The organism is Microcoleus sp. A2-C3 (genome assembly GCF_036706065.1).
Classification (GTDB): Bacteria; Cyanobacteriota; Cyanobacteriia; order Cyanobacteriales; family Microcoleaceae; genus Microcoleus.
This window is the reverse complement of the sequence record NZ_JAUBVX010000006.1, coordinates 130,302-147,175: the sequence shown is the minus strand read 5'-3', so window position 1 is coordinate 147,175 and position 16,874 is coordinate 130,302. Positions and strand designations below refer to the sequence as shown.

Annotated in this window: 7 protein-coding genes and 1 pseudogene; 1 reads left to right on the top strand and 7 read right to left on the bottom strand. The window is 44.3% G+C overall.

Translation table 11 applies throughout. From position 1 onward, the window contains the following. Positions 1 to 73 precede the first annotated feature (73 nt). Positions 74 to 2,890, top strand: a complete 2,817-nt coding sequence (gene secA / locus QUB66_RS05920; protein ID WP_332966776.1) for a preprotein translocase subunit SecA — start codon at positions 74 to 76, stop codon at positions 2,888 to 2,890. 298 nt (positions 2,891 to 3,188) lie between these two features. Here secA and QUB66_RS05915 read toward each other — a convergent pair whose 3' ends face one another. From QUB66_RS05915 to QUB66_RS05885, 7 genes and pseudogenes are all read right to left on the bottom strand, one after another. Continuing rightward, positions 3,189 to 3,482 (bottom strand): DUF3288 family protein, encoded by a 294-nt coding sequence (locus tag QUB66_RS05915; protein ID WP_332966775.1) that lies wholly within the window; start codon positions 3,480 to 3,482, stop codon positions 3,189 to 3,191. Positions 3,483 to 4,038: 556 nt separating this feature from the next. Beyond that, the gene (locus tag QUB66_RS05910; protein ID WP_265234118.1) at positions 4,039 to 5,319 is read right to left on the bottom strand and encodes a glycosyltransferase family 4 protein; all 1,281 of its coding nucleotides are present in this window, start codon (positions 5,317 to 5,319) and stop codon (positions 4,039 to 4,041) included. A 141-nt stretch (positions 5,320 to 5,460) separates the two neighbouring features. Then, positions 5,461 to 7,059: pseudogene (locus QUB66_RS05905) on the bottom strand (class I SAM-dependent methyltransferase); the annotation flags it as partial. Positions 7,060 to 7,282: 223 nt separating this feature from the next. Then, positions 7,283 to 8,311: a class I SAM-dependent methyltransferase gene (locus QUB66_RS05900; protein ID WP_265234120.1), complete on the bottom strand. Its 1,029-nt coding sequence runs from the start codon at positions 8,309 to 8,311 to the stop codon at positions 7,283 to 7,285. 34 nt (positions 8,312 to 8,345) lie between these two features. Then, the gene (locus tag QUB66_RS05895) at positions 8,346 to 13,763 is read right to left on the bottom strand and encodes a glycosyltransferase (protein ID WP_332966774.1); all 5,418 of its coding nucleotides are present in this window, start codon (positions 13,761 to 13,763) and stop codon (positions 8,346 to 8,348) included. A 39-nt stretch (positions 13,764 to 13,802) separates the two neighbouring features. Beyond that, a complete protein-coding gene (locus QUB66_RS05890) occupies positions 13,803 to 15,323 on the bottom strand; it encodes a methyltransferase (protein ID WP_332966773.1) in 1,521 nt (506 codons plus the stop codon). A 15-nt stretch (positions 15,324 to 15,338) separates the two neighbouring features. Continuing rightward, positions 15,339 to 16,751 (bottom strand): ABC transporter ATP-binding protein, encoded by a 1,413-nt coding sequence (locus QUB66_RS05885; RefSeq protein ID WP_332966772.1) that lies wholly within the window; start codon positions 16,749 to 16,751, stop codon positions 15,339 to 15,341. Positions 16,752 to 16,874: the final 123 nt, after the last annotated feature.

The window sequence follows — 16,874 nt, the reverse complement described above, 5'->3', positions numbered from 1 at the left end:
TGTTGTGGCTAACACTACAGCCCGTAACCCTGAAACCTAATAGCTAAATTATTAAAAATCTGCCTCTCCTGCCATGTTTAAAAATCTCCTAGGCGATCCCAACGCGCGCAAACTTAGAAAATTTCAGCCTTGGGTAGCTGATATCAATATCTTGGAAGAAGACTTCCACTCCCTCTCAGACGACGACCTGAGAGGCAAAACGGCGGAGTTTCAAGAACGTCTGGCAAAAGCTAAATCTCTCAACGAAGAGAAAGAAATCCTAGACGAAATCTTGCCAGAAGCTTTTGCAGTGGTGCGGGAAGCGGGACAGCGGGTTTTGGGAATGCGCCACTTTGATGTCCAACTCCTCGGCGGCATCATCCTGCACAAAGGCCAAATTGCCGAAATGAAAACCGGTGAAGGCAAAACTTTGGTGGCGACGCTGCCGGCTTACCTAAACGGCCTCAAAGGTAAAGGCGTACACATCATCACCGTCAACGATTATCTCGCAAGACGGGACGCGGAATGGATGGGACAAGTGCACCGCTTCCTGGGATTGACTGTGGGACTGATTCAGCAGGGCATGGATCAGGTGGAACGAAAGAAAAATTATAGCTGCGATATTACCTACGCCACTAACAGCGAAGTCGGCTTTGATTATCTGCGGGACAACATGGCTACTATCATGGAAGATGTCGTCCAGCGTCCTTTTAATTTCTGCGTGATTGACGAGGTTGACTCGGTGCTGATTGATGAGGCAAGAACACCACTAATTATTTCGGGTCAGGTGGAACGCCCCAGCGAGAAATACCTCCGGGCGGCTGAGGTGGCTGCTGCTCTGAGAAAGGAAAATGAGGAACATTACGAGGTTGACGAAAAGGCGCGGAATGTGCTGTTGACCGATGAAGGGTTTGGTGAAGCTGAGAATTTGTTAGGCGTTACGGATTTGTACGACCCGGCTGACCCTTGGGCGCATTACATTTTTAATGCGATTAAGGCGAAGGAATTGTTTATTAAGGATATTAACTACATCGTCAATGCCGATCGCGAAGTGGTGATTGTCGATGAATTCACAGGCCGGGTGATGCCGGGAAGGCGCTGGAGTGACGGTTTGCACCAGGCTATAGAAGCGAAGGAACGGGCGGAAATTCAGCCGGAAACTCAGACGCTAGCGACTATTACTTATCAGAATTTCTTTTTGCTGTATCCGAAGTTGTCGGGGATGACTGGGACGGCGAAGACTGAGGAGACAGAATTTGAGAAAATTTATAGTCTGGAAGTCACATTGATTCCCACTAACCGGATTCCGAGCCGTGGCGACCTTTCAGATATGGTTTACAAGGCGGAGGCCGGTAAGTGGAATGCGATCGCCCAAGAATGCGCAGAAATGCACGAGATCGGTCGGCCGGTGCTGGTGGGCACGACAAGCGTTGAAAAGTCGGAGTTGCTGTCGCGGCTGCTCCAGGAACGCAAAATTCCTCACAATTTGCTGAATGCTAAACCGGAAAATGTCGAGCGGGAGTCGGAAATTATCGCTCAAGCTGGACGCAAAGGTGCTGTGACGATCGCCACGAACATGGCAGGACGCGGTACAGACATCATTCTGGGCGGTAATTCTGAGTACATGGGCCGCCTCAAGTTGCGCGAGTATTTGATGCCCAGAATCGTCCAGCCCGAAGATGGAGAAGGCTTTTCGCTGGTGCAAGTGCCCGGTATTGGCGGCCGCCCCGCAGCTCAAGGTTTTGGTCAAACTGCGAAAAAAGGCAAGTCTTGGAAAGCTTCGGCGCAGATTTTCCCGACGCAGCTATCGAAAAATGCTGAGCAACTGCTGAAAGCTTCGGTGGAATTGGCGGTGAAAGAGTACGGGGAGCGATCGCTCTCGGAATTACAAGCCGATGATATCGTGGCTGTAGCCTCGGAAAAAGCACCAACAAAAGACATCGTAATTCAAAAATTGCGGGAAGCTTACAATGTAACTCGCAGCGAGTACGATGCCTTTACCAGCACCGAACACGATGAAGTGGTGCAGTTGGGTGGCCTGCACGTTATCGGTACCGAACGCCACGAATCGCGCCGGATTGACAATCAGTTGCGGGGCAGGGCGGGACGGCAAGGAGACCCCGGTTCTACGCGGTTTTTCTTGAGTTTGGAAGACAATTTGCTCAGAATTTTTGGCGGCGAACGGGTGGCTGGTTTGATGAAGGCTTTCGGTGTTGAGGAAGATATGCCGATCGAATCTCGAATGCTAACCGGTTCCCTCGAAGGTGCTCAGAAAAAAGTCGAAACCTACTATTACGACATCCGTAAGCAGGTATTTGAATACGACGAAGTGATGAACAATCAGCGTCGAGCCATCTATGCAGAACGTCGCCGAGTATTGGAAGGTTTGGACTCGAAGGAACAGGTAATTAAATATGCAGAACAAACGATGGACGACATCGTGGGAGCATACATCAATCCCGATTTGCCTTCGGAAGAATGGGAACTCGACAAACTTGTCAGCAAGGTGAAGGAATTTGTTTATCTGTTGGCTGACATGACTCCGGATCAATTAGAAGATTTGTCAGTTGAAGAAACTAAAACTTTCCTCCACGAACAAGTCCGCAATGCTTACGACATGAAGGAAGCGGAAGTTAATGCCATCCGATCCGAATTGATGCGCGATGCTGAGCGGTTCTTTATTTTGCAGCAAATTGATACTTTGTGGCGGGAACACTTGCAGCAAATGGATGCTTTGCGCGAGTCTGTGGGCCTGCGTGGTTACGGCCAGAAAGACCCGTTAATCGAGTACAAAACTGAAGGTTACGAGTTGTTTTTGGACATGATGACGGATATTCGCCGGAATGTGGTTTATTCGCTGTTCCAGTTCCAGCCGCAGCCGGCAATGCAGGTTTCGCCGGAGATGGTTTAGAGGGGATTTGTAGGGACACAACATTGTTCATAGGTGTCAACTTAACGTCAAACGTATTCATAGACTGCTGTTTGGCGACTAAGACCAGATCCCCCTAAATCCCTCTTAACAAGAGGGGGACAAGAAGAACTCAAAGTCCCCCTTCTTAAGGGGGATTTAGGGGGATCTGGCATAGGCTACAAACGAGACTTATCAAGGGTTTTAGTCTTAAGTTGACACCAATGAACATTTAGATAAGACGGCGGTTGAAACCGCGTCTACACAAACTTTCACCCGCCTCCGCAGGTTGAAGACTTGATTAAGCCCAATCTTCTTGGTCACTTTTTTGCAGCCTGTAAACTTCACCTGTAGCGTGAATTTTACGGGTTTGTTCGTAAAGAGTTTCTTCAGTATGATTCCATTGTTGCAGGGCTTTTTTTAAGTCTGCTTGGATATCTCTAGCGCCGGGAAATCCTCGGTAGCGAATGATTAATCTTGCTAATTCTGATAAATTGCGATCGGTTGCTTCTTTGTCTAATAAACTATCGACGGTAGCTCGATCACGTTTATATTGCGGATGCTGCTGGTCTTGGTTTTTTGGCTCTAAATCCATGTTTCTCTGCTGGTAAATGCGCTTAAATTTTGTTTGAATAAGTTACCGATAAATATTACATAAAATATTACATAGGGCTTGCTGAAAAAGTCCACAAATCGAATCTAGGTGCCAAACAGCTTGAAAAATGGGAGATTCGGAGATGGGTTCCCAAATTTACTCCACAATTTTCCACCGAAATCCAAGGATTTTGAGCCAAAAAACGTCATAACCTTGCACTTTTTTGTGTTTAAAAATTTTGAAACCCTTGACAGTCATAGCTTCTAGTTCTATTCAGCAAGCCCTACATAGGGAGGGCGGTTTTTGCACTCATAAACTCGTTTTTATCATAGATTCTACGCTAAACCAGCCCCTACAAGAACCTACAAGGGGAAAAATCTTTAGTCTGTTGTCAAAACATTCAGTTTGAATAAGTACAATCGATGGCGACACACCCTACGAATATTGTTGCATTGATTGTTCACGCTTTTTAAATTCGACAACAGTCTCTTTCAACCGCCGACTGTTGCGACTTTTTCGGGGCGGACTCGCGTGCCCACCCCACAATAGTTTCCTGCTAAATTCTCACTCCAAAAGATGCGGCTAATTCCCGTTCTGGCTGCATACCAACTGTAGGCGGCATCGAGCGATTTGCTACCTGTTCAATCAGTTGTAGGTGCTGCGGCAACATTTTCGCTAAACTATAGCGTTCTAGGGCGGTTTGACGAGCCTTGACGCGAATTTCTGCCATGCGGGTAGGATGGTCTAAAACTTCATCGATGCGATCGGCTACTTGTTTCGGCGAGAAGTAATCGACGATTAAACCGTTTTCTCCATCGCGGATCACTTCTCTCACCGGCCCGGTATCCGAACCGATTACTAAACATCCTGCCGATAGAGATTCAATCATCGACCAAGATAGCACGAAAGGTCTGGTTAAATAAACGTGTACGTCGGATGCTTGAATTACTTTTAAATACAGTCCATAAGGTAGCGGCCCGACAAAGTGCACTCGCGACATATCTAGCGGCACTTTTTTGAGCATATGGTCTTTATAAGACTCGCCGTTTGGTAAAGAACGACCATAACAAACTCTGTCTGAACCAACAACTACAACGTGACAGTTGGGGCGGCGTTCTTGCACATAGGCGATCGACTCAATGAACTCTGGAAAGCCCCGATAAGGTTCCATTCCCCGCGATACGTAGGTGACAATTTCATCAACACCGGACAAGTCTAAGTTAGGCAAAACCAGTTTAGCACCGGGGTCTGGCTTGAAGTAATCTGTATCTACGCCGTCGTGGAGTACGGACAATTTTTGTTGTAATTCTGGCGGAAATTGCGATCGCTGCCAATATGTCGGCGACAAACCCCAATCACAAGAGTATAAATCGATCAGAATCGGCGCATTTTTGATTCTAATTCTTGCCATGTCGTCAACTGTTAAAGGTTCCGCCGGATCGAAATCTGCATCGGAACCAATGGAGTGATAAAACCACTCGAAATAACACAAAAGTGGCGTATTGGGAAAAGCTTCTTTGACAAACAGTGTCGGCCCCCAACCAGAATGTCCGCAAATCACATCGGGTACAAAACCGTCTGCTTTGAGTTGTTCTGCCATTCTAAATACGGCTTGTCCATAGATAACTGCACTTTCTAAAGGGCGGACGTATTGGTGAGTCTGGGCGTTGGGTTCGCGGCTGGGGGTAAATGCTGCTTTACGAACTCCGGGAATGTTCCATTCGGGACGCTCGTTTTTAGTGCCGAAAACAACTTGATTTTTGGGATCTGCGCCTAAAGCCGTGATAATGTGGCGGTATTGGGCGGGGAAGTTGGGATGGAGAAATAATGCTTTCATTTGGCAGTTGGCAGTTGGCAGTTGGGAGTTGGCAGTTGGCAGTTGGGAGTTGTTAGTTGTCAGTTGGCCCGATTGCGCAGTCGTTGGGTTGGCAGTTGTTAGTAGAAATTCAGTATTTAACTGCGAGTAAAAGCTTTAATTTTACTCCTTGTAGGGGGGCGCTTTGCAGATCCAGACGCAATCTCGCGGTACTGAAGATGTATTTTTTAGGATAATTTCATAGTTTAAATGGTTGAGAAATTTTTCCATGATTGTATCAGTCATTACTGAGAATGCAGTGCCATCTCTGCGTCCCAGTAAGTTTTTGTCCCACTCGCCGGCGAATTTTTGCCAACCCAAATCGCTGAGAATGTTGCCGTGGTGAAAGACGCAAATGCGATCGCCCCGCAGCAGTTTGGGAATGCGTGTTAGGTAGTTGAATATGTCTACCGGTTCTACATGTACCATTGTATCGTAGCAAAAGCATACATCGGCTGCACCGGGGGTGAGGCCGTCTAATGTTAAACCGTCGAGTTTGACGTAGGAAACGCGATCGTCTCCCAAGCGCGATCGGGCGGCTTGCAGCATTTGAGTGGAAATGTCGGCACAAATTAGGCGATCGCAATATTGTAGCAATAGCGAACCAGTTTTCCCGCCACCGATCCCAATTTCTAAAACCGTATGTTCTTTTTTGATATACGGTGCAATAAATTCCTGTTCGATCAGCGCTTCGTATTCCGCTAAGGAATTAGCCGCACCCGCACCTTTTCCCACCCATTCATCGCCCAAATAAGCGAGTTCAGGATGATTATCTTTCCATTCTTCGGCGTAGCTGTCCCATGCCCCTTCGTAATCTATTTTAGGCTGTATTATTTCCATTGTTTTCGGTTTTTTATGTCTCAGAATACACAAACAAAAATCACTTGAGAGTCCTCCCGGCAAATCCATTAAGATTTTCTCAACCTCCAGCAATAATTTGACAATTATTTCACTCTTTGGAGAGCCATCAGAAAGTTGATAGTGATCTAACAAAGGATACATTTCGTGAAGCAATCCCCCACCTGCTTGATTCAAAAGTTCTACATCAAAATAGAATTTCAAGAAAGGAAGTATCAGCTTTGATCTGACTGCTTCCGAAGGATCTTTCACAAATACTTGCTCAATACTTGGGCCAGCAAATGTTTCAGTTGTTCCTGACCTGAGCGTGTAGTGAAAACATTTGTAAATGCGGTTAATCAAATCGAGTTGATTTTTATTATATATATTATAGCAATCTCCGATGTATTCGTTGACAATAAAATATCCATTCGGTTTTAAACATTTCTGAATGGTTGATAAGCATCGTTCTATTTCTTTGACGTGATGCAGCGAACCAGAGCAAAAAACGATATCGTATTTTTGATCTTTATCTAAAACAAACAAATTAAAGTCATCTTGATAAAAATTAATGTCTACTCCCGCGGCGGCGGCATCTTTTCTCGCAATTTCTAAAGAACTTTCCGAAAAATCAAAGGCATCAATTTGAGTAGCCAATCCTAATTTAGCCATCAATATTTCGTGATTTCCAACTCCGCAACCAATAGACAAAAGATTATCAAACCTTCGATCTTTGAAGAATTTATTTACTAGCCAGCTTAACCAGTAACCTTCTGTTTGTCCACCTGATAGCCGATGATTTACAGTTTTTTCAATAATCGGATTAGATAACCAGTAACCGTCCTTTACAATTACGGCTGTTGGGTTAGATTCCCAGTAATTTTGAGCTGTTGATTTTTCAGAATTTTCATCTTCTCTACTAAAGGAATTTGATTGCATACTTTTTTACTTTTGAGTTCGATTAAACGTATATTTTTTGTAAAATCAGCTTGTGTGAAAATTTGAGGGGAAGTGAATCGCTCTAAAATTGTGGTTGCTAGCTATTGACAGGGAAATATCTTCCCGCGTCCCATACAACACAAAAATCACCCGCTAAAGTGGAAACACTCTAAAGCTCTCGCCGCCATCGGCGAACCAAACTTGTTAAAATAAGTTTACCACGATTCGCTTTCCTCCACGTTCCCAGCCACAAGTTTTCTAAGATTTTGAGCTTTTTCTGTCTCAGAATACACAAACAAAAATCACTTGAGAGTCCTGTCGGCAAATCCATTAAAATTGTCTCAATCTCCAGTAATAACTTGACAATTGTTTCACTTTTTGGGTCTCCATCTGAAAGCAGATCGCGATCTAGCAAAGGGTACATTTCGTGAAGCAGACCCCCACCGGCTTGATTCAATACTTCTATATCAAAGTAGAATTTCAAGAAAGGAAGTATCAGCTTTGACCGGATTGCTTTTGAAGGATTTTTCACCAATACTTGCTCAATACTTGGACTAGCAAATCTTTCAGTTGTTCCCGACTTGAGCGTACCGTCAAAACATTTGTAAATGCGATCGATCAAATTGAGTTGATTTTCATTGTATATATTATAGCAATCTCCTATGTATTCATTGACAATAAAATATCCATTGGGCTTTAAACATTGCTGAATTGTTGATAAGCATCGTTCTATTTCTTTGACGTGATCCAGCGAACCAGAGCAAAAAACGAGATCGTATTTTTTGTTTTGGTCTAGAGTAAATGAATTAAAGTCATCTTGATAAAAATTAATCTTGACTCCCGCTGCTGCGGCATCTTTTCTCGCAATTTCTAAAGAAGTTTCGGATAAATCAAAGGCGTCTATGTGGCGGGCTAATCCTAATTTAGCCATGAGAATTTCGTGATTTCCGACTCCGCAACCAACAGACAAAAGATTATCAAACCTTCGATTTTTGAAGAAGCTATTGACTAGCCAGGTTAACCAGTAACCTTCTGTTTGTCCGCCTGAAAGCCGAGAGTTTACAGCTTTTTCAATAATCGGATTAGATAACCAGTAACCCGCCTTGGAAATTACGGGGCTTGGGTGAGATTCCCGGTTGGTTTGAGCTGTTTGTTTGTCGGAACTTTCATCTTCTCTACTAAAGGAATTTGATTGCATACTTTTTTACCATTTAATTAATCTTATTGAACGTTTATTTTTTAGCAAAATATGCTTCGCAGAAAATCTCTGCATAAGCTTGAGTCATCTCCTCAAAAGTATTGAGTGAATCCAAGACATATTTAGCATTTCCAGCCAACTGCTGCCGTAATGATTTATCCTCCAATAAACTCATCAAAGCTGCAACTAATTCATCCGGGCGATTGGGCGTATAAAACAAACCGTTAATTCCCGGTCTCACTTGTTCTTTGATCCCAAAAACTGGCGATGTAATAATTGGTAAATCGCAGGCCATCGCCTCCAAAATCACTCTCGGAAAACTTTCTACACGAGAAGTGCAAACAAATATATCCGCCGCTTTGTAATACTGTCCTGGTTCCCCAGTTTCCGGGACTACCGTCACCCTTTGCCGCAAATCTTCCGGCAATGCGCCCACCATATCGGCTAATTTATTGCTGTAAATACTCGGCCGATCGCCCACAATGAAACACCTAATCTGATTGTGCCATTTTTCAGGCAAAAGCGAAAGTGCTTGAACTAAATCCTGCTGACCTTTGCGTTCGCACACTGTTCCCAGTAGCAACAATACCACATCTTGCGCTGCAACACCTAAAGTTTTTCTAGCCAACTCTGAATTCTCGGAATTTTCCAGTTTGCTCAAATCTAAACCATTGTGAATCACTGTAAAATTGTGGTGGCTATTCAGAGGCAAATACCTGTCCCGCGTTGCATCCGCCACAAAAATCACCTTATAAGGAAAGCGGAAACACTCCAAAGCCCTCGCCGCAATCTCCGAACCAAACCTATTAAAATAAGTTTGCCAAGGTTCGCTTTCGTGCACGTTCCAAACCGTAGGAATTCCGATTTGCCGCGCTGCATCAACTACAAAGAAGTTTTCTAAAGTATTAGCATAAATTGCATCTACTTTTAGACTTTCAATTTCCTTGCTAAAACTGCGGATAGCTTCATCGTAAGCATCGCGCTGATAGATGTGTTCGAGGGGATTGTCGCGCACAATGACTTCAATTCCCTGCTGTTCGTAAGCTTGACGCAGGGGGCCGTCTGTGGTGCAAAGTACGATCGGCAAAATCACACCCTCAGCCGCCAATTTCACCGCAATTTCGTACTGATGCAGCGGCGCGCCCGTGAAATCCAGCGAATTACTGCACATCAAAACTCTAACAGGATGAATAGAATTGTTTGTATTTGCTACTGACAACAAACCAGAATCAGCAAATTGTAACTCTCCCTTGTCCCTTCCATCAGTGACATCAGTGACATCAGTGACATCCGTTAAATCCGCTACAAAATCCGTTGCTAATCTTCCTTCTTCCTTCTTCCCTCTTCCTTCTTCCTTCTTCCCTCTTCCTTCTTCCTTCTTTCCCTCTTCCGTCATAAAAACCCTGCGAGGTTGAATATGAAAATACTCATCTTCCAAAGACAAATGAGGACTATAAAAACCATCATTTTTCCCCGCATACTTGCGCCGAAAAGCCGCCACCTCTTGAGGATTATCAGTAAAACCTCTAGAAGTTCCCTCCTTGTGCAACAACTCCGCATCGGGACAATAAACGCACCGATAACCGCGTTCTAACAATCGGTATCCGTAATCGACATCATTATAAGCAACAGCAAAATTCTCCTCATCAAAGCCGCCCAATTCCAAGAACAATTGACGCGGAGTAATCGTGCAAGCAGCAGTTACCGCCGAGTAATTTCGCGTTACCATCGCTTGAGAAAGATAACCTCGATTATCCTTATCCATCAGCTTAAAAGCGTGACCAGCCAAACCGTGATGGAGACCGTGAATTACCCCTGCGTGTTGAATTCTGCCGTCGGGATATAACAGCCTCGCACCGACTGCACCCACAGCGGGAATTTGAGCGTATCCGACCATTTGACTCAGCCATCGCGGGGTGATTACTTCAGTATCATTGTTCAAAAACAACACATATTCGCTGTCAACTTGTGCGACAGCGCGGTTGTTAATTGCCGCAAAACTAAACTTGCCTCCAGGATTTCTTATTCGCAAAACTTGACAACTTAATTGATTTAAATATTCTAAGGTTTTTGGATCGTCGCTTTCATTGTCAATGACTGCAATTTGATAATTTTTGTAGGTTGTACTTTCTAGAGAATCGATACAGGCTTTCAGCAATTTAACTTGATTTTTAGTAGGAATAATCAAAGTTACTGACGGGCCATCATCCGGGAAATCCTGGGCAAATATGCCCAAATTTTCTTTGATTGCCCAGGCGTGCTGAGCGACACTTCCCTTAATTTTTCGGCGGTTTAGTGCGTCTTGAATGGCTTGTTGACCTGCGGAAAAACTGGATGGTTTCGCGGCTCCAGATACGGCTGTAGAACCTGGTGCGGTTCGCCAGTGATAAAGCACTAGGGGCAGGTGGGCGACGTGGCGAGAAATTTCGGTTGCTCTTAAGGCAAAATCGTAATCTTGCGAGCCTTCAAAACCGAGCCGCAAGCCGCCTATTTGTTCAAAAATTTCTTTTTTTACGGCGCACAAATGACCGAGATACATATAGGAAAGCAGCAGTTCCGGCGACCATTCTGGTTTGAATTGCGGGGCGAATCGATGACCTTTGGTGTCGATTTTGTCGTCGTCTGAGTAGAGAAAATCGGTGGTTGGATGGGTGGCAAAATATAGCGCGACTTCGCCTAATGCGTCGGGAGTTAGTTCGTCGTCGTTGTCCAAAAATAGGATGATGTCGCCTGTGGCGAGGGCGGCGGCGCTGTTAGTTGCTGCGCTGATGTTGCCGTTTTCTGTGCGAAATTTGATGCAAATACGATCGTCCTTTTGGACCCAGTCTTTCAAAGTTTCAGCAACCGTAGCATCGGTACTGCAATCATCGGCGATACAGAGTTCCCAGTTTTGATAGACTTGATTGATTACACTGTCGATCGCACTTTCGAGAAAATCTATCTGCGGATTGTACACTGGCATCACCACCGAAATTTTCGGCAGCGCTTCCCCACAGGATTTTAACCGAGAAATCAAGTAATCGCGCGATCGCACATTCCACTGATTCACCTCCAACCAAGCATCATACCTATCAATCGGTTTAGGAACCACAAAACCCGCAGGTGGCAGCAAATCCCCCGGCGCAGTAAACTGTTTTTGCTGCCGATAAATCTTCCCAAACTGGCGCATCACCTTGACAATTTCCCAAGGCATCGGCACAATTCTACCCAGACGCTGTTTTCTCTCCCTCGCCCGCTGCCGAATAGCCTCCACAAAACTCGAAAACTCCTCAAATTTATCAGCACTTCGCTGCCAAATATGGTAACGTCGCACAGTCAATATTTGCGGCGCTTGAAAATACAAAATCTCCCCAGTTTCTAACTCAGCTTGCAGAGAAACGTGCCATTCACCCGGAGGCAAATCGACAAGGGCTTCAAAACCACTTTCCGAACTGTTAACCCAGTCAGGAAACACTTCACCGACATCTTTTCTTCGCAAACCGTAGGCGCATTCTACAGCAGTGTCACCGCACAAAAAGCTTAATTTAGCAATTTTGCGATCGTGGTGACAACACCAACCAGCAAACAAAATTTGACCCTGAAGCTGTTCCCACACCACAGGCACATCTAACGATGCTTGAATCGTTGAAACCAACAGCGGATAAGCTGCCAAAAAATGCCATTTACCACGCTCGTCTTGCGCTTCCAGCAGCACTTCGTGCCGTCCGGGAGGCGCTTGCAATTCAATGGTAAATCCCGATTTATGTGCAGCCGCAATATTAGAATGTGCTAGCGCTATATCGCTTCTTTCTATGCCGTAAACAGCCGCGAAACTCTTGCTTTTAATTCGCGCGCGAACTGCTACAATCTCAGTTTTTGTGTTAAAAATCCAGCCCACAATTAACAGATTGGAATCGCCAACTTGCCAAGTAGTAGGCTTCTCTAAAGAAAAAATAAATTTCGGGAATAAATCGCGGATTCGGCGCTGCAATTCCCACCATCTTTCTCTCAGTTGCCACCAGTAAAAAGACTTGAATGCGGCAAGTTCAGCCTGGATTTTGGCATTTTCCTGGCGCGATTGTGCCAAATCTTGCTGAGTTTGACTTTGTGCTGTTTCTAACCACAGTAACTCAGCTAACTTTTGCTCCAATTTGAATTCTTTTTCTTTGAATTTTACCTGAGTCTTCCCTAATTCTGTTTCTAATTTCAAGACTTTTGTTAAAGCTATTTGAAATTGCGATTCTTTGCCGGCAAGCTGTACCTGAGTTTGTCCTAATTCTGTTTCTAATCCCAGCAGTTTCGCCAAAGCTTCTTGAAATTGCGATTCTTTGCCGGCAAGCTGTACCTGAGTTTGCCCTAATTCTGTTTCTAACTTCAGGACTTTTGTTAACGCTTCTTGAAATTGCGATGTTTGACCGGCAAGCAGTGCCTGAGTTTGTCCTAATTCTGTTTCTAATCCCAGCAGTTTTGCTAAAGCTTCTTGAAAATTTGTTTCTTTTCCTGCAAGCTGTACTTGAGTTTCTCCTAATTTTGTCTCTAATCCCAACACTTTCGTCTGGGCTTGTTGGAATTGTTGTTGCCACTGTTTGAGTTCGGAATTGCTGGTTGTTTGGTGTTTTTCCAGCAAGCGAATTTTTAGCCAGTCTTCAAATGGCCCGACAGATGATGCTGGGAAGTGAATAATTTTATCGCTGGCTAACTTGGATTCGCTGCTGAGATTTCCTGCTTGGATTTCTAACAGTTGATAGAGTTCTAATGCTTCGGGAAAATATTGTTCTATTAAACTCGGTCTATGACTTTTAACAATATCATTGACTAATAAAGATTCTTCAAAATTGTCCGCTGGTATGGCACCTAAGTTAACATTGAATTTGTCGTTGACTCGATCGATAAAAAGTTCGGGAGTGTTACCGATCGGGTAAACGTTGGCCAGCAGACAGCGATCGGGAAAACCTTCGCAAAGTTCTAAGACTTTTTGGTTGTAGTGAATCCACATTTTTACTGCCATTTCGGGATTTTGCAGCAAGCTGACATCCGTTCCCCGGCGGTACAGCGAATCGACGACTTCCCAGGGCGATCGATAAACACAGATAAAATTGGCTTCGGGGAGCAAATTTAGCCAAAAATCCCAAAACAGGGCGGTTCGCGGGTCTTTCCAGCCCCAATGCTTGTGAGTTTGTTGGTTTTGCTCGATCGCCCTTTTAGCAATTTCCACGTATTCCGCTGCTACCGGAATCGTTTTTTCAAACGTACAGCCGAGTTCATCTATGCCGTGCGATCGTAAAACACTCTTGTGAAACTCCACAAAATCAACATTCTCGAAATGACCTTTCACATTTCCGTCAGCCGGGCCAACTAACCTTTTACCAATATCAACCCCGACTTTCTGAAACAAAGAAGCCGTCAAAGACGTACCGGAACGGTGCATTCCAGTAACAATAAAAACCGACGGTTTGCTGTCATTTGTACTCACAATTTCTCTCCCTCCCCCTAATTCCCACACCAATTTTACTCATTCTCCCGCTAAGCCCAGCAACCGCCTGATTTGAAACCAAGAGCTTCTCAGCTTCCAGAATTTGCTGCTTTCCATTGCCACTACTCGATTTTGCGATCGATCGAGTTCTTGCTTGACATTAATTGACTGATTTCTAGTCTTCTCCAACTGCATTTTCACAGATACTAACTGACTTTGACTTTGTTCCAACTGCGAGTGAACTGAAACCAATTGATTTTGAGCTTCTTGCAACTTAGTATGAGATATTTCTAGCTGAGTTTCAGTAATCATTAACTTACTTTGACTTTGCTCCCATTCTATCTTAGCCGCAGCTAACTGACTTTCAAGCAATTGAAGCTTGAGCTGACTAGACCCCAACAAAGACCGCGATTTCCTTTGGCTTAACAGCGATTGCACAGTGCAAGTTTCCAGAATCCATGTCAAACCGTAGTTATTGATTGCTTTGACGGTTAACACATCCTGCGCTGCCACAGTGTTTTTCGGTAAATAACAGTTCCAACCCGACTGCAAAGCCACATCAGTTTCAAAGTGTCCGCCCACATCCGGGCGATCGTAAAAAGGCTCGCACCTCTGCACAAACTCACCGTTTACCAGCACTTGCAAATCCTCAATTTTACCGCCGACATTCACATCAGCCGCCCATCCTTCCAGATACAAATTCTCCTTATTCGTAAAAGCAGCAACATCAATATATCCTTCCGGGTGGTGATTGAATTTCAACTCCGAAAAATCTCTAACCAGCTCATTTGTGACTACATACAAATCCTGAAACCGGCATATCCCTTTTTCGATGCGGTGAACAAAAGCTTTGCCTGCACTAACTCTATCGACAACTTCTCGGACAAACTTTTCAGTTACATAAGTTGTGCCGTATTCCTCCTTATCCAAAGACTGACTTTCGCTCATGGGACTAAACAAAATACCCCGATCGGGCATTTCTGCACCAACAGCCCGCAAACACTCATCGTGAACGCTGAACATCAAAATGCCGTTAGGAGTCAACAAATCATACAAATTTTGCAGCCAATTTGTAAAAGTTCTTTCCGGCATATGGCTGAAAAAAGAATTAGCCAGAATGCAGTCAAACTTTTGGTCAATTAAATAATTTTCTGGTTTTCCCGTCGAAACAATACCATTAACACCCAAGTATTCAGTTTGAAACTTGACCGCGTTAGCATAAATATCAGAAACCCAAATTCGTTCCGGCGGCATTTCCTGAATCAAAAACCGCGTAAATCTACCATAACCGCAAGCAAAATCTAGAAAAGACTGTACATTTTCAAAACCGCCAAAATGCCAATCCACAACCTGTTTCACCGTATCCAGGATGCGTCGCCCGATCGCATAATAGCGCACCAAAGCCCGATCGCGATCGTCCTTAACATTGCTCAAAGCAAACAAATACATTTCATCGTCTTCGCAGATATTCAGTTTAAAATCTTCAGGAAACTTAGTTTGCTCTCGAATAAACGCTTTGATTACCGGATTATTGACTAAATTTAAATTGCTCTCGCTCATTGTTTTTACAGAATTTTAGATAACTTCGGTTGACTGCTCTTTCACCAGAGAATCAGAATTAACAACAGTTAAACACGGTTCGATCAGCAAGTCAACGATGCCGTTACCGCAGGACTCAGTACAAGACTGAACTCTAAACATCGCCACATCAACGCAGCGATCCAGATAAGTTAAATCCCCATCTACCGTTCCCACAACCCCCGCATTCAAAAAATAGACCCCCGGATTTAGCAAACATTTAAACTGAAATTTTACGACAATTGTGGTTCCCGCTTCCACATACCTAACTGACTGAGTAGAAGCCTTCAAAGAAGCACCAGCCAACTCAAAACCGCTAATCGTTTTAATCAACATTCCAAACCTCACCTTGGAAGTTGACCGCGAGAAAGTGACAGAGTAAGTATAAATATAATCTTGACGACCGATCAAGTGATTTACCACATTTCCCTTCAGCGTCTCGATGCGCGGGTTGATAATTTCCGCTCCGCGAGACGGATACCTCACCGTATTCGACGGTATCATTCCCGGATCGTAAAATTCATCATAATGTTCTGGGGATTTAGAGTGATACTGCTCCGGTTTCACCTCCGTCTTTGTGCTGTCTAAATTAGCCTCCTGAAGATTGTTTTCACTGTCTTGCTTTGTCAGTTGGTTGAGAACTCGAATATCTTGCTTCAACCCCAAAACTTTATCTGGATCGGCATAAATTAACTTTTGATACTTAGAAATTACCACCTTCGGCGTGTGAGCGAGGAGTAATTCTCCGCCATCCATTAAAATCGCCGATGTACAAAGTTGCACCACAGAAGTAGCAGCATGAGAGACAAATAAAATCGTGCCGCCACCTTCTTGAATGCTTTGCAATCGAGCAAAACACTTGCGCTGAAAAGCTTCGTCGCCCACCGAAAGCGCCTCATCAACCACCAAAATATCCGGCTCGACGCTAGTGGCAACTGCAAAAGCCAGCCTGACAAACATACCGCTAGAATAAGTTTTGACGGGCTGATCGATGAAATCTCCAATATCAGCAAAAGCAGCTATTTCGTCAAACTTTTCTTCAGTCTCTTTTTGAGTAAATCCCAGTATTTGAGCGTTAAAAAATACATTTTGCCGCCCGGTAAATTCCGGGTTAAACCCGCTTCCGAGTTCCAACAAAGCGGAGACTCGCCCTTTCACATCTACACTGCCGGCGGTGGGCGTCAGCGTCCCCACAATTATTTGCAAAAGAGTGCTTTTTCCCGAACCGTTGCGACCGACAATTCCCAGAGTTTGTCCTTGATGAATTTCCAGATTGATGTCGTGGAGAGCCCAAAATTCGTCAGCGAGTTTTTTGCTGGGGTAAATAATTTCTTTTAAGCGGTCTCCTGGATGATCGTATCGCTTAAAGCATTTAGAAACATTTTTTAATGAAATTACATTTTCTGTCATCCGATTTTAGATTTTAGATTTTAGATTTTAGATTTTAGATTTTAGATTGATCTTATGTCCGCTAGAACAAAAAATAGGTTTGTAGTAAGGAATGCAAGTCCTCATATTTTTTAGTGAGGAATG